Origin of the sequence: uncultured Pontibacter sp. (genome assembly GCF_947495565.1) — a bacterium.
GTDB lineage: Bacteria > Bacteroidota > Bacteroidia > Cytophagales > Hymenobacteraceae > Pontibacter.
In genome coordinates this window covers 1-14,514 of record NZ_CANLZM010000004.1, presented here as the reverse complement: position 1 = coordinate 14,514, position 14,514 = coordinate 1, and the positions used below count along the sequence as shown (strand labels likewise).

At 47.3% G+C, this 14,514-nt stretch carries 12 protein-coding genes; 7 read left to right on the top strand and 5 right to left on the bottom strand.

All coding sequences use genetic code 11. The features are described from left to right. Nucleotides 1-262: 262 nt before the first annotated feature. Complete coding sequence (locus Q1B04_RS06345; RefSeq protein WP_299756991.1) at nucleotides 263-727, bottom strand: RES family NAD+ phosphorylase; 465 nt, start codon at nucleotides 725-727, stop codon at nucleotides 263-265. Further along, nucleotides 724-1,176, bottom strand: a complete 453-nt coding sequence (locus Q1B04_RS06340; protein WP_299756989.1) for an antitoxin Xre/MbcA/ParS toxin-binding domain-containing protein — start codon at nucleotides 1,174-1,176, stop codon at nucleotides 724-726. The genes Q1B04_RS06345 and Q1B04_RS06340 overlap by 4 nt, the downstream gene beginning before the upstream one ends. 128 nt (nucleotides 1,177-1,304) lie before the next feature. Here Q1B04_RS06340 and Q1B04_RS06335 point away from each other — a divergent pair, with 128 nt between their 5' ends. The 4 genes from Q1B04_RS06335 (at nucleotide 1,305) to Q1B04_RS06320 (ending at nucleotide 4,843) form a co-directional block, all read left to right on the top strand. Beyond that, nucleotides 1,305-2,033 carry a hypothetical protein gene (locus tag Q1B04_RS06335; protein WP_299756987.1) on the top strand — a complete coding sequence of 243 codons (729 nt, stop codon included), beginning with the start codon at nucleotides 1,305-1,307 and terminating at the stop codon, nucleotides 2,031-2,033. Nucleotides 2,034-2,124: 91 nt separating this feature from the next. Continuing rightward, on the top strand, nucleotides 2,125-2,841 hold the full coding sequence (locus Q1B04_RS06330; RefSeq protein WP_299756984.1) for a hypothetical protein: 717 nt from the start codon (nucleotides 2,125-2,127) through the stop codon (nucleotides 2,839-2,841). A gap of 105 nt (nucleotides 2,842-2,946) precedes the next feature. Further along, complete coding sequence (locus Q1B04_RS06325) at nucleotides 2,947-3,807, top strand: methylated-DNA--[protein]-cysteine S-methyltransferase (protein ID WP_299756981.1); 861 nt, start codon at nucleotides 2,947-2,949, stop codon at nucleotides 3,805-3,807. 157 nt (nucleotides 3,808-3,964) lie between these two features. Then, nucleotides 3,965-4,843: an OmpA family protein gene (locus Q1B04_RS06320; protein WP_299756978.1), complete on the top strand. Its 879-nt coding sequence runs from the start codon at nucleotides 3,965-3,967 to the stop codon at nucleotides 4,841-4,843. 93 nt (nucleotides 4,844-4,936) lie between these two features. On the opposite strand, the gene Q1B04_RS06315 is transcribed toward Q1B04_RS06320, so the two are convergent. Next, nucleotides 4,937-5,458: a DUF2062 domain-containing protein gene (locus Q1B04_RS06315; RefSeq protein WP_299756975.1), complete on the bottom strand. Its 522-nt coding sequence runs from the start codon at nucleotides 5,456-5,458 to the stop codon at nucleotides 4,937-4,939. A gap of 296 nt (nucleotides 5,459-5,754) precedes the next feature. On the opposite strand from Q1B04_RS06315, the gene Q1B04_RS06310 reads away from it, so the two are divergent. Then, nucleotides 5,755-8,529 (top strand): outer membrane beta-barrel protein, encoded by a 2,775-nt coding sequence (locus Q1B04_RS06310; RefSeq protein ID WP_299756973.1) that lies wholly within the window; start codon nucleotides 5,755-5,757, stop codon nucleotides 8,527-8,529. Nucleotides 8,530-8,663: 134 nt separating this feature from the next. Here the strand turns inward: Q1B04_RS06310 and Q1B04_RS06305 are convergent, their stop codons facing one another. After that, nucleotides 8,664-11,117, bottom strand: coding sequence for an outer membrane beta-barrel family protein (locus Q1B04_RS06305; RefSeq protein ID WP_299756970.1), 2,454 nt, complete (start codon nucleotides 11,115-11,117; stop codon nucleotides 8,664-8,666). 209 nt (nucleotides 11,118-11,326) lie between these two features. Between Q1B04_RS06305 and Q1B04_RS06300 the strand changes: the two genes are divergently transcribed. Both Q1B04_RS06300 and Q1B04_RS06295 read left to right on the top strand, forming a co-directional pair. Further along, entirely contained in the window at nucleotides 11,327-12,340 is a 1,014-nt protein-coding gene (locus Q1B04_RS06300) for a histidine kinase (RefSeq protein ID WP_299756968.1), read from the top strand. A gap of 150 nt (nucleotides 12,341-12,490) precedes the next feature. Next, a complete protein-coding gene (locus tag Q1B04_RS06295; RefSeq protein ID WP_299756965.1) occupies nucleotides 12,491-13,228 on the top strand; it encodes a LytTR family DNA-binding domain-containing protein in 738 nt (245 codons plus the stop codon). Between the two features lie 42 nt (nucleotides 13,229-13,270). Here the strand turns inward: Q1B04_RS06295 and Q1B04_RS06290 are convergent, their stop codons facing one another. Next, nucleotides 13,271-14,377, bottom strand: a complete 1,107-nt coding sequence (locus tag Q1B04_RS06290) for an AI-2E family transporter (RefSeq protein ID WP_299756962.1) — start codon at nucleotides 14,375-14,377, stop codon at nucleotides 13,271-13,273. Nucleotides 14,378-14,514 lie beyond the last annotated feature (137 nt).

The window sequence follows — 14,514 nt, the reverse complement described above, 5'->3', positions numbered from 1 at the left end:
CCGCTAAGTTAGGATCTACAACGGAAACAATATATATACCTGAAGTCAATTTAATGTTAAGCCATCAGTTTAGTAGCTTTATCAGCCTGTATTCTCATGTTACTTGTTGTAAACATGTCTGAACACGCTGCGAGGGGAGAAATATATTGCCTGAAGACCATTTAGCGCTGTTCCTGGAAATTAGTGCTAACCTGAGCCTTTCAAAGGTGCTGATGGACTTATTACAAAGTATGATTTCTGCACCTGGTAAAGTTATACCTTACTATTCTTTAACGAATAGCCGCTTATCGAACTCAAAAATAGCTGTGTCTATTACTTTTACTTTATTGAACTCAGGGTGGTATGGGTTTACCAGAAAATTATAGTTGCCCTGCACTGTAGCTGAAGGGACTTTCAGTACCAAATGCTCCTGCTGCTGCACAAAATTGTCGCCGAGCTCTTGCGTACTGTTAGCGTGCGGCAATGATTTCCAGTCAGCGGGCATATCTGCTTCGGACAGTGTTTTTATACTTACATCATCCGGAATCTCAATGCGCACGAGGTAATAATCTTTCGGCACAATACCCAGCGGCATATGTACGGCAATCTCAACGGTGCAAAGGGCTATAGACTCGCTGGTGTAAAGTATGGCTGTGCCTTTGCTGTTCCAGCGGCCGCCCGCTATTTCCGCACCGCGCCCTGAAAGGTCGTTACGATAGGGACCTCTGCTGAGGCGGTAAACAATCATGCCAGCACACCATGTTCGATGCGCGTTAACTCATCGCGCAAAAGGTTAATACCGAAGGTGCTGTCTAATAATTCTTTAGGTTTTAAGCCTCCCAACGCCACGTTCTTAGCCTCAAGCCAGGCATTGAAATTTGCCTTGTCGCCAAATACTTCTGTGCCTTTGTTATACAGCAGCGTAATCTCCAGAATCTTCTCAGAGTGCAGCGGGTCAAAAGTGCGTTTCTCTTTTTTGTATCGCTGAAAAGTACGTTCCGACAGATGCAGGAAATTAGACCACTCCCCTACACTAAAGGGTATTTTATCGGCAATGGTCTGAAACAAGGCGTATTTTATACCTTCACGCACTGTGCTGATCAGCATAAATACGTCCTTATCATCTATTAATTTGTAGCTCATGCTACTGTCCAGACTGAAGGCTTGTCCCATGGTGTTGGCTGTTAAGTGTTTCAAATATAAGAAACTTGTCGGTATTATAACGCCAATTGTCGCATTATAGTTTCTCGATGCCAGTATCTGACTCATGTTGGTACTAAAGCAGGTGCAACTGCGTTAGAGAGCAAAACCAGTTAAAGTATAAAATGCAGAAATGGATAGCAGCGGCAGGAGCATTAGCCTTAGGTTTAAGTGGATGTAACATGCAAAATGCCCTGACAGAAAACCACCAGCCACAGCAGGCAAGGCTGACGATGCAGGAAGTAATTCCGCCAATGGCGCCAGCCACACCAGAAGCCGCGGCCAAGCAGAATAAATTTCTGGAGGAGAACAAAGGTAAATTTAAGAGCACGAAACTGGCAGCCGATTATTATGTGCTGCAGGCAAAGCGGACTTTCAATGAGGATAAGCTGGATTCGGCACTGGTGTTTTTTAACCGCGCCTGGCTTATGGACCGCAGCAACAACGAAATTTACTGGGGATACGGTTTGGTATACGGGCAGCAGGAAGAGTACGACAAAGCGCTTTACATCCTATACCGCGCCTTGGACAAAGATAAGGAGAACGCACGCTTGCTAACAGATGTGGCTACAACCCACCTGGCCCGCTTTTACCAATACAGTACACCGGACGATCTGCAGCAAAGTAAAAAACTACTGGAGCGGGCCCTTCAGCTAAACCCTGACGACACGGCGGACACATATTATAAACTTGCCGTGAGTAGCTACTATCTGCTTGAGTTCGGGCCGGCCTGGGACTACCTGCACCAGAGCATCCGGCAGGATAAGGAGAAAGAAGACAAAACATTTATAGCAGCCCTGTTAGCGCAGGAGCGTGACCCGCAAGGAATTTATGTTGCCCAACCGGAAAGGTAATTTGCAAGTATAGCGCGGCTGTGCTACTTTTATACATTACCGCTCCTGATAGCGAGCGCCATGTCTTTTATAGTATAGCTCTAACCTTTTTATGAAAAGAATATTTTTAGCCGTTTTGGCATTTGCATGCGCCACAACCCTTAGCCTTGCCCAGGAACATCCCGCTGAGCTTAGCCCAAAAATTTTACCGATGTTCGGTGAAATTCAGAAAACCGAAGCCGAACAAAAACAAGACGAGAAGTTCCTGACCAGTTGCGATAAAAACTTCAGGGACCGCAAGGAGGCCAGCAGTTTTTTTATGGCGCGTGGTTGGGAGTACCTGAACGAGGGCCAAGCTGATACAGCCATGTACCGCTTTAACCTAGCCTGGCTTCTGAACCCGGATAACAAAGATGCTTATTGGGCTTTTGGCTTGGTAACATCAGCCAGAGGAGACCATCAGCATGCCATTTCTATGTACGAAAAAGCTATGGCGCTGGCACCAAACAACTCCCTGCTGCTCTCAGACGCGGCTTCATCATACCTAGCCGTATATAAGGAGAAAAAGAAGAAGAAAAACCTGAAGGCGGCTGCCGCATACTTGAAAACAGCTACCGCAGCGGACTCAACCAATGCTTATGCTCTCTATAATCTATCGATGGTGAAATATCACGAGAAAAAATACAGCGACGCCTGGGATTACCTGCATAAGAGCCGCAACATCAACATGACTCTCATAGATTATACTTACATTATGGAGCTGGTAGCGCAGATGCCAGACCCGCAAGGTTTCTTTAACGCCACTACCACTGAGAGTGCCTCAAAATAAAAACTTAATCCCCTGCCCCAAAGGCCGGGGATTTTTTGTTAGCACCAAGTATAAAATCCGCAAGAATCGGGTTGAAAGTATGGCCGTGTTTTAGCTAATTGCCCCATGAATCATTATGATATTGTTGCGCAGGCTTTAAGCTACATCAGGCAGCACGCCAAGCAGCAACCTACCTTAAACCAGGTGGCAAGCCATGTACACTTAAGTCCGCACCATTTCCAGCGGGTATTTACAGAGTGGGCAGGCGTAAGCCCCAAGAAGTTCCTGCAGTACCTAACCCTGCACCACGCTAAAACCGTTCTGGCACAAAGCGCATCGGTTTTTGAGGCTTCCTCAACCACCGGTCTCTCTGGCGGCGGCAGGCTGCACGATCTCTTTGTAAGTATAGAGGGAATGACACCCGGTCAGTATAAAATGAAAGGAAGTCAGCTTCAGCTTAACTACAGCTATGGCAACTGCTTTTTCGGAGCATACATTATAGCATCCACAGATAAAGGAATTTGCCACCTGCATTTTTACCAAAACCAGGAGCAGGCTTTTCAGGAGCTGCAGCAGGCATGGCCTAAGGCTATACTTGTGCAGCAGCAGGAAGCGATGCATCTGCAGGTAAACGCCTTCTTACAAAATTCAATAGCGCCGGCGCAGGGGCGAATAAAGCTTCACCTGAGCGGTACGCCCTTTCAACTTAAAGTATGGGAGGCACTGCTGCGCATTCCGGAAGGGCACCTTAGCTCCTACGCCAACTTGGCGCGCCACATAAATATGCCCAAGGCCAGTCGTGCTGTGGGTACTGCTATCGGCAGTAATCCTATTGCCTTTCTTATCCCCTGCCACCGCGTCATTAAAAGTGTGGGCGGCATTGGGGAATACCGCTGGGGAAGCGAAAGAAAAATGGCGATGATCGGGCGTGAGGCTGCATCTACTCCTCCTGCTCCAACACATGGTTTAACATTCGACTTCGATTAATTATTAAGCAACTCTTTAAGTTGATCTACAAAACCTGCTGATTAAAGATTGGTGTGAAATATTAGCGCATCATTTCCATATATAGAGTAAGCTGAGTAAATCACTGGTTTTTTGCTATATTTGCTAACACCCTATTACAAATTTTTAGCTAAAGCAAATGAGAAAACATCTATTTAAAGCTTCTATCATACTTTTGGCTGGTAGTATGTCGCTTTCGTCGTGCGTGGTTTCTAAGAAAAAGTACGATGACCTGATGTCCCGTAAAAATGCCTTAGAGGTAGACAAAGCCGGGTTGCAGCAAGAGAAATCTACACTGGAGCAGCAGAAATCCGATTTAGAGGCAGCCAAAGCCAGCCTGGAGGAAGAGCGTGCACAGCTAGAGCAGCAGAAACGCGAGTATGAGGAAAGCCTGGCCAAAGCCCTGAAAGAAGGAAAAGCGCTGGGCGAGAACCTGAATATGAGCAAATCGCAGATTGAGCGCCTGAACGCAGACCTGAAAGCCCGTGAGGCAAGACTCGCAGAACTTCAGCGTATTCTGGATGAGAAGGATGCAGCCGTAGCCAACCTGCGCAACCGCGTAAGCAAAGCCCTGCTTGGCTTCAACGACAAGGACCTGACTATTGATGTGCGCAACGGTAAAGTATACGTATCGTTGGCAGAGCAGCTGCTGTTTAACTCCGGCTCAACTAAAGTAGACCCTAAAGGTGTAGACGCCCTGCGTAAGCTGGCTAGCGTACTGAAGGAGCAGCAGGATGTAAACGTGCTGGTAGAGGGCCATACGGATGATGTTCCGATTGCGAGAGGCACTGTAGGCATGCAGGATAACTGGGACCTGAGCGTGTTGCGCGCCACTGAGATTACACGTATACTGGCAAACGCAGGAGTTGACCCAACACGAGTAACACCGTCTGGACGCTCTAAGTATATTCCTCTGGCTGAGGACAAGACCAAAGAAGCCCGCCAGAAAAACCGCCGTACCGAGATCATCCTGACACCGAAACTTGACGAACTGTTCAAAATACTAGAGACAACTTAAACCACTGAACAGAATACACATTAAACAAACAGCCAGCCTCCTTACAGAAGCTGGCTGTTTCATTTTTATACTTTAAGATTTATTTTTTAAAATCTATACTTCCTGCGTTACTCCCTCAGTCGCTACGGCAACCATTTTAGGTTTTGGCAGCACTTGCCGGAATATGGGTAGAAGCATAAAGTATAGAACGGCTCCAACAGGTATAGAAAGTATGGCCCAGGCTGCAATACCGGCCAAATTAGCCAGCCATAGTTTGCTGATGGCATCCAGCCAATCCGCTTTAAACATAGCCTGAATCTCCGCAATTGACAGGCGAAGCTCCCCTAGTCCAAAAAAGGAAATACCTAACCGAATAAACGGGATAGCCAGCAGCAGCTGCAGTGGCTGCACCAGGTAGCTGACCAGCACTGTGGCTGCAATGTTTAACTTAAAGCGGGCAGCAACGGCAGTACTCAGCAGTGTGGTTATCCCTATAGCCGGCACTACTCCAATAACACTGCCTACCACAACTGTAGCCGACAAGCTGCGCGGCGTCATACCTTGCCGCAGCAAGTTAGAAACCGGCTGCAGCAGCCTTCGTTTCAGAAAATCGGTAATGACTTGGTAAGCGGCCACTGGAGGTAAATTAAGATATAGGAAAGATGCTTTACACATAAAAAGCAAAGAGCTACGTGCCACTCATGGCACATGCTGCAGATAAATGTTTTGCAGCTGCTTTTTATACTTACATCAACGCAAAAGTAACCTGCCTAGTGCTAAATAGTTTTAAATTTCTTGCAGCAGAAAATCCAACATTTTACCTGTAGATGAAGGGTTTACTAAATATTAACAATATTTGATAAGTGTGTTAAACCAAATAACTAAACCCATGTCTAATCGAGCGAGATAATATTCCATATTCACACCAGAAAATGAAGAGGTTTTTTACCACATTACTGATGCTTGTAGCCGTGCTGCAGGCGTTTGCACAGGCAGGCTCTGTTTCCGGCACAGTGCAGAGCAACAGCGATAAGACTGCGCTTCCGGGCGCCAACGTTGTGCTGACACGAGCAGCAGATGCCATCAAAGCCGTAACAGCCACAGACGCTGAAGGCCGCTTCAAGTTTGAGCGTGTGGCACAGGGGCAGTATACTTTAGAGATTAACTACATTGGCTTCCAAAGTTTCAAGCGCAGTTTTCAGGTTAGTGGCGCTTCTGTTAACCTTGGCCAGTTGCTGTTGGAAGACGGCTCCACGGCCATAAAGGAGGTGCAGATTATCGGCCGTGCACCGCTGGGCGAGCAGAAAGGCGATACCTCACAGTTTAATGCCAAGGCCTTTAAAACTTTACCTGACGCCAGCGCCGAAGACCTGGTAACTAAGATGCCTGGCGTAACCATGCAGGACGGAAAATTGCAAGCCCAGGGTGAAGACGTGCAGCAGGTAATGATCGACGGTAAACGATTCACTGGCGAGGATGTAAACTCGGCGGTACGTAACCTATCCGCGGATATGGTGGAAAGCGTGCAGGTGTTTGACGGCCCCAGCGACCGGGCTGCCTTCAGCGGCTTTGATGATGGCAACCGCGTAAAAACACTCAATTTTGTAACGAAGAAAAACCGACGCGAAGGCTATGTCGGGAAAGCATCTGCCGGCTACGGTACAGATGAGCGCTATATGCTTGGCGCTACGGTAAACTACTTTAACGGGGATCAGCGCATTACAGCAACCGGCCTTACCAACAACATCAACATGTTTGACTTCTCCATCGGCGAGACACCGGGCGGAGGCATGCGTGGTCGCAGAGGCTGGGGCGGCGGTTCTCCTAACGGCATCATCAACACCAACACCTTAGGCCTGAATTATAATGATATGTGGGGCAAGCGCATAGAGGTTGGCGGCAACTATAACTACTCCAACCAGGATGTGGTAAACAACCAGTACCGCTTCCGTGACTATGTGAACAGCGACACGACATACACTGAAAACAGCCTGAACCAGAACATAACTGATAGCCATCGCTTTAATTTCAGGCTACAGTATAACATCAACGAGAACAACCGCTTGCTGGTAAAGCCTAACATTTCTATTCAGCGCAGGGAATCCTTAGTAGGCAGGAACGCAAGCACAATTGCCAACGCAGAGGAAATCACGAACTCCATCAACTCGGATAACGCGGATAACACCACGCTTAACTTCAGCAACAGCATCCTGTACTCCCACCGATTCGGCGATTCAGGCAGAATTCTGACCTCGGAGGTTAACACCAGCTACAGCACCACTGACGGGGAAACGTTCCAGCGCGAGAACACGATCAACAACTCAGACCCAGAGCTGAACGTGAACCGCAACCAGTTCATCAACCTCGATAAAACAAAGTTTGAATGGTCTGGCAACCTTGATTATTCGCAGCGTCTAGGTGAGCAATCGCGTCTGCAGTTGGAGTATAACATCAGCAACCGAGAAAATGACCTGGATAGAAGAACCTTTGATTTTGTGGAAGGAGAAGGCTATAACGACTTCAACATACCGCTGAGCAACACGTTTGAGAGTGATTACCTAACACAGCGTTTCGGGCCAAGCTATCAGTTTAAGTCCGAGCAGTCTAACTTTCAATTGAACGCCAGGTACCAGCACGCCACACTTCGCGGCGAAAGCGAGTTTCCGGAGCAGTCTCCGTTAAAGAGGAACTTCAGCAATGTGTTGCCATCGGCAGAGTATGAATACAAGTTTTCAAAGTCAACAAACTTAAGAATCAACTACCGCACCGGCACCAACGAGCCGTCTGTGGAGCAGCTGCAAAACGTACTGGATTTATCTAACCCGCTGCAGCCAAACATTGGTAACCCGCAGCTAAACCAGGAATACCAAAACAGGCTTTTCGTGCGCTTCCGCAACTTTAACGCCGAAACAAATAAGGTATTCTTTATGGGTATTTTCGGAACGATGACGCAGAACTACATCACCAACAGCATTTATACCAGAGATGCGCCCTTTGAGCTGCCTGAAGATTACGTTCGCAGAGCAGGTGCCCGTTTCTCGCGTCCTGTTAACCTGGACGGCTTCTGGAGTGTGCGCTCTTTCTTTAACTACGGCCAGCCGATCAATGTTCTAAGTTCTAATCTAGACTTGAACGGATCCGTAGGCTATTCCAGGATACCGGGCATGATTAACGAAGAAATCAACTACGCCAACAATACTAACTTCAGGGTAGGGTTAAACATGAGCAGCAACATTAGCGAGAAAGTAGACTTTAATGTATCTACCAGCGGCACTTACAACCTGGTGGAAAATACACTGCGCACCACCCAGAACAACAATTATTACACACATGCCACCAATCTTCGCCTGAACTCGATTATCTGGAAAGGCATCGTGTACCGTACCGAGCTGAACCACCAGTACAATTCAGGCCTTTCTGAAGGCATAGACAATAGCTACCTGCTCTGGAATATGAGCCTTGGCAAAAAAGTATTCAAGAACCAGCAGGGAGAAATTAGCCTGAGCGTAAATGACCTGCTGAAGCAGAATATAAGCATCCAGCGCAATATCACTCCTGATTATGTGGAGGATGTGCAGTCTGATGTGCTGCAGCGCTACTTTATGCTGACCTTTACTTACAACCTTAGGAAGTTTGTGAGCGGAGACGCGCCTGACACGAACGAGAACCGCCGAGGCAACTGGGGCGGCAGACCCGGAGGAAATTAATTAAATTACTTTATACCTGTCTTTAAGCCCGGGCCTGTTGGTCCGGGCTTTTTTATTTAACGTGAGCAAGTATAAGTATGGTGGCTACATCTGCTATACTCATACTTTTGATTGAGCACTGCAGACATACTTTCTTACAGCCTTCCCTCCTCTTCGCCGGTGCCGGTTTTGCGGTTACGGGCTGTTTTTACCTTGTTGCTGCCAAATTTGTAATTAAAGGTTAGGTTCAGGCGGCGGCTCTCCCATTGGTTTTGCCAGTACATATCCACGTTGTTATAGGCTAGTGTCGCTCTGGAGCGGCTGGTGTTAAACACATCGCGCAGTTTCAGGCTCAGGGTAGCTTTGCCGTCCATCAATATTTTCTGTGCTCCTAAGTCAACCTGATAGTTAGATTTAGTTTGGAACAGACCCTGCACCGACGGCGACATGTAATACCCAGAAAGCTGCAGCTTGAAATCATGAGGCAGGTTAAAGCTTTCTTCTGCACTCGCCGACCAGCTGAAGCGGGAGCTGTTATAGTTAGTGCCTTGTAATGGCGATGCAACGGTATTGTAGGATCCTTCCAGTTGCAGTGTAGTTGTCCACCAGTCGTTTACCGGTAAAGTACCGCCGCTGCTGGCGCTCAGGTAGGTTGCTTTGCTCAGATTTTCAGGTTTGCTGATGCTCACTCTAGTCCCATCGTTCTGCCTGATCACATCCGTTACAAAATTGTTCGATTCAATGTAGCTCAGGCTCAGCAACTGGAAGCTCTTGTAGTTATAATTAAATTGCAGCGAGTTGGAGAAAGAAGCCTCCAGAAAAGGATTGCCTTGTATGGCTGTATAAGGATCAGAGTAAAAAGTAAAAGGGTTTAAGCTGCGGTAAGAAGGGCGGCTGATGCGGCGGCTGTAGGATGCCGAAAACTGATTGTTCTCATTCGCGCTGTAGCTTACAAATATGCTTGGGAAGAACTGAAGATAGTCACGGTCTACTGTTTCACCTGTTGTGGCAGAATGGCCATCTGCAAGGGTTTGCTCTGCCCGAAGCCCGGCTTTTAAACTTAGTTTCTCGCTGAGCTTACCGCTCAGGCTCAGGTAGGCCGCATGTATAGTTTCGGAATAGGCAAAGCTGTTGGTGCGGTTCGCATCGTTTACCCAGCCCTGCTCCTGCTGCTCCTCAAACCGGATATTGCTGTTGTTGCTGACGCTGCTCGTTTTTAAACCAGCCTCAGCCTTAAAGCCTTTCCCGAAGGGGTGCACATAATCCAGTTTAAATGCTTTTATACTTGCCTCGGCTTTGCTGAGACTGCGTAACTCAAGCGGTGCCTGCGTAGCCTCACCGGTGGCGGCGTAAAAGTTATTTGTAAACAGCTCATCGGCATCGGTGCTGTAGTTTACATAGTCTGCATCAAAAGTGAGGCTGCGGCCGGTGCTGTCTATCTCATACTTATAGTTTAGGTTTAGGCTGTAGTTGTCGGTGCCGGAGGTTTTAGGGTTCCGCATGCTCATACTTCCGAAAGCCCTGCCAACCGCATCAAAATTAGTAGAGTTGCTGGTGGTCAGCGTTTCTTCCGGAGAGGCGTAACTTTTGGCCATAACACCAATGGTGTGCTTCCTGCTGATGAAATAATCGGCGCCTGCCGTCAGGTTATAGCTCTTGGTAACAGGGTGCCAGTAGTTTACCTGGTTATAAAGGCTATCGTTTATGTTACGCTTTAGGGTAAGGCGGTTAAACGAGTTGTAATGACCGGCATCCAGGCGTGTGTACAGGCTCACCTTTCCGGTATTATAGTTCAGGTTCAGGCCTCCCCATACTTTCTCATACTTGCCATAGCCAGCGCCCAGGTTCGCGGAACCGTTGATGCCCAGCGTCTCGTCTCTTTTTAATTTGATGTTGATGATACCGGCTGTGCCTGCAGCATCAAACGAGGCCGGCGGATTGGCGATCAGTTCTACTTTGCTAACAGCCGTGGCGGGCAGCGATTTCAGGTAGCTTTGCAGTTCCGCACCGCTCATATAAGTCATTTTACCATTGATCATCACCTGCACGCTGCTGCTGCCTCTGTACACAATGTTATCGTCTTTGTCCAGCCGCACACCCGGCGCATACTTCAGAACCTCCAGGGCGTTGTCGCCTGCCGTGTTTAGCTGCTCCACGTTCATCACCACGCGGTCTGCCTCCTGCTCCAGCAGCGGCCTCTGGCCTTTTACCACTACCTCCTGCAGCGCATTAGCTTTTTCCTGCATAGTTATTAATGACAACTGCACCTCCTGCTGCTGCACCTCAAATGCTATACTTTGGGCCGGGGCAAATCCCACCATCAGGGCTTTTACAATATACCTGCCTGGCTTCACCTGCGCAAAACTATAAGCGCCTGCAGCATCCGTCATCTCAGAGGCCACCACTGCCGAATCTGGCAACTGCAGCAACACCACAGACACATAATCCAGCGGCTTTTGCGTGGCAGCATTGGTTATGGCACCTTTCAAAGTAGTTGCAGACTGTGCCCAGGCAGTGATTGCGAAAAAGCAGAACATAATGATCAGGACTATACTTTTTAGCTTATGCTGCACCTGGTTATGCGGGTTGGGTGTAGAAGATTTTTTCATGGCTCACGTTTCGTTTATTGATTGAGCCAAAGATGCAGCACGGCTTATTCTATATAAATTATACTATCCCAACCTCCCAAAATATTATGCTAAGCTGATTAAGCCACCAAACACGGGTTGGAATCAGTAAAATTGGGGGTTAGCATAATAATCCACCGGATTGATATAATAAAAGTGCGGTTGAGATAACTTATTTATAGTTTTAGAACATGAATGCGCTACAAAAAAAGATAGGGCTGCACCTGCTGGGCTGGATGCTCTACATCGGTTATAGTTTACTAGGTTACTTCCTCTACAACTGGAGGTTTGAGGTGCTGATGCTGACGCTGTCGCAGCACGTGCTGCAAATCATTGAGTTTTACCTTTGCTACCTCTTGGTTTTTCCGCTCTGGCTAAAGTATAAGCAATGGTGGGTGCTGGCATTAAGTATAATTGGCGTGATGTTTACTTACATCGCCCTACGGTATACCATAGAAGAAGTGTTCTTTATGGCTGTTTTCGGTTTTAGTAATTACACTACCATTACACTTTCTTATTACTTTTTCGATAACCTGTACTGGGCCATGCCGGGCATTTTTTTGGGAGCTGTGGTTTGGGCTTTGGAGGCAACCCTGCAAAAGGAACGCGAAAACCGCACCTTAAAACAGGAAAAAACGCAAGCCGAGCTGGCCTTCTTGAAAACACAAATCAACCCGCACTTTCTATACAACTCGTTAAACTATTTATACTCTTTGGCTTATCCGGTTTCAGACAAACTGGCCGATGCTATTATCAAATTATCCGACCTGATGCGCTACATGCTGCACGAGAGCAAAGACGGGAAGGTAGAACTGCAGAAGGAAGTAGATTACCTGCACAATTACCTCGAGATTTACCGCCTGCGCTTTGAAGATAATTTCTTTGTGAACTTTAACATCCAAGGCCATGTAAACGGCCAACGGGTGCCTTCGCTGGTGCTGATTCCTTTTGTAGAGAACGCCCTGAAACACGGTGTGGTAGATAACGCGGCTGCGCCCATCACCATAAACCTGCAACTGGAAAAAGACAATTTATACTTTAACGTGAGCAACCGCATCAACCAAAACCAAAAAGACCATACTACCGGCATCGGCCTGCCAAATATCCGCCGGAGGCTGGAGCTGAGCTACCCCGGAAAGTATGAGCTGGAGGTACAGGATGATGGGCAGCAGTATACGGCCACGCTAAAGCTGCAAACCCTCTGAGTCAGGGTTTGCGGGATTAAAGGACTTTCAGGACTTTGATAGTTGAAGAGGATGAAAAGTCATTATCAAAACAAAAACATTTCGCATAAATCCTGTCCATCTTGAAATCCAAAATCCTTACTTTTAAACTCTTTAACTTTCTAACTTGAAATGATCCGCTGCATTGCCGTTGACGACGAAGCTTACGCTGCCAATATTATTGCTGACTATATCAGTAAAGTGCCTTTCCTGGAAATGGTTGGCAAAACTACCAGCCCGATTGAGGCTATCAACTGGGTACAGGACGGCAAAGTGGACCTGGTGTTCCTGGATATACAGATGCCAGAGCTGACCGGGATACAGTTTATGAAGATCTGCGGCAGCAAGTGCAAAGTTATACTTACCACGGCTTATCCCGAGTATGCCCTGGAAGGTTACGAGCACGACGTGGTGGATTATCTGCTAAAGCCCATTCCGTTCGACCGCTTTTTTAAAGCCGTGCACAAGGCGCAAAGTATGCTGCAGTTGCAGGACGTGGGTAAGCCAGAGGCTGCAGAACTCGCACCCTCTGCCGATCAGAATATTCCTTCGCCGGCTCCTGACTACATGTTTGTGAAGGGCGAAAGCAAAAACAAATTCCTGAAAGTGGCTTACAGCGACATACTTTATGTGGAAGGGCTAAAAAATTATGTGTCGCTATACTTGCCGGGCCAGCGGCTGGTTACCTACCAATCATTAACTGATTTAACGGAGCAACTGCCACAGCCGCCTTTTTACCGCGTGCACCGCTCCTACATTATCTCGATTGATAAAGTAAGTATGATAGATGGCAACACCATATACGTTGGCAACACGGAAATCCCGATTGGAGAAACCTACCGCGACAGTTTCCTGAGCATGATTCGGTAAAAGTAATTTGCACTGTATAAACTACTGCTGCAGCATCAGCTGCTACTTTTTTTCTAAACCTAACTTATCCTTTATCTTCTCCAAAGTAAGCGCATGCTCCTCCGTGCCTTCTGTGCCCAGCATGTAAGACCAGGCGGATAGGTCATCGTTGTAATCGCAGTAAATTTTAAACATGCCTAAGTATGGCACCGCCAGAAACATGCCCGGCAAGCCCCAGATCATGCCGCCGACAATAATGCTCAGAATAGTAAAAAGCGGGTTGATGTTCACCTTACTGCCTGTAATGTTGGGAGTAAGTATATTGTTTTCTGTAAACTGAACAAGCAGGAAAAAAACCAGCACCAGCAATGCCTTGTTTGGGTCGCCCTGCACCATCAGGGTATAAAGTAGCGGTATAGCGCCGCCAATTAAAGTGCCGAAGTACGGGATAAAGTTTATAAAGGCAGAGATAATACCTAATAGCAGCGCATACTCTACCCCGATCAGCAGCAAGCCAGTGGAGTTGATGACGCAAAGTATAAGTATGACAATTACCACTCCGGCCATATAATGCTTGGTTACATGCGAGATCTCAAAAATGATCTTCTTCACCTTGTCCAGTTTTTGAGTAGGTAACTGGCGGTAAATGAAATGCTCAAACTTATTGCGGTAGTATAGGAAAAGGAAAATATAAACCGGCATCAAGCCAATCTTGGCCAAAGTGCCCGTGGTAGCCATCACAATATCGCTCAGGAAGTTGCCGCTCAGCTCCAGGGCATTGCTCACCTGCATCTGCAACCAGTGCTCGTTATCAGGGTTTGTATCCCCGAAGCGCTTGTCTATAGCCAGCTGCAGCCGGTCCAGGTTCTCAATGGCCTGCTCCTGCAGCGCCGGAAAATCACTCAGAAAAACAGTCAGCTGCTTGTAAAGCAGCACGATGGCTCCCACAAACAAAGCCATCGCCACTATCACTGTTATAAAATTTGCCAGTATACGTGGCAGGCCTTTTTTCTCCAGAAACTTCTCTACGGGGTACAGCAGGTAAGCGAAAAGTATGGCCATAAAGATCGGGTACAGAAACTCGCGGGCGGACACCAGCACATACACTAGCAGTATTCCGAAAAGAAGTATAAATGTATAATGCCTGATTTTTTCTGAATGCTTCACCATACCCCTTACTACTGCTTAAGAGGCTGTTTTTGTTATACTTATTAATATAGCATGCTGCTAAGAGGCTGTTTTGATTTTATTTTGATAATTTTTTAAGCATCAAGTGAATCATAGCCACTCGTATCATTGTCTCAGAT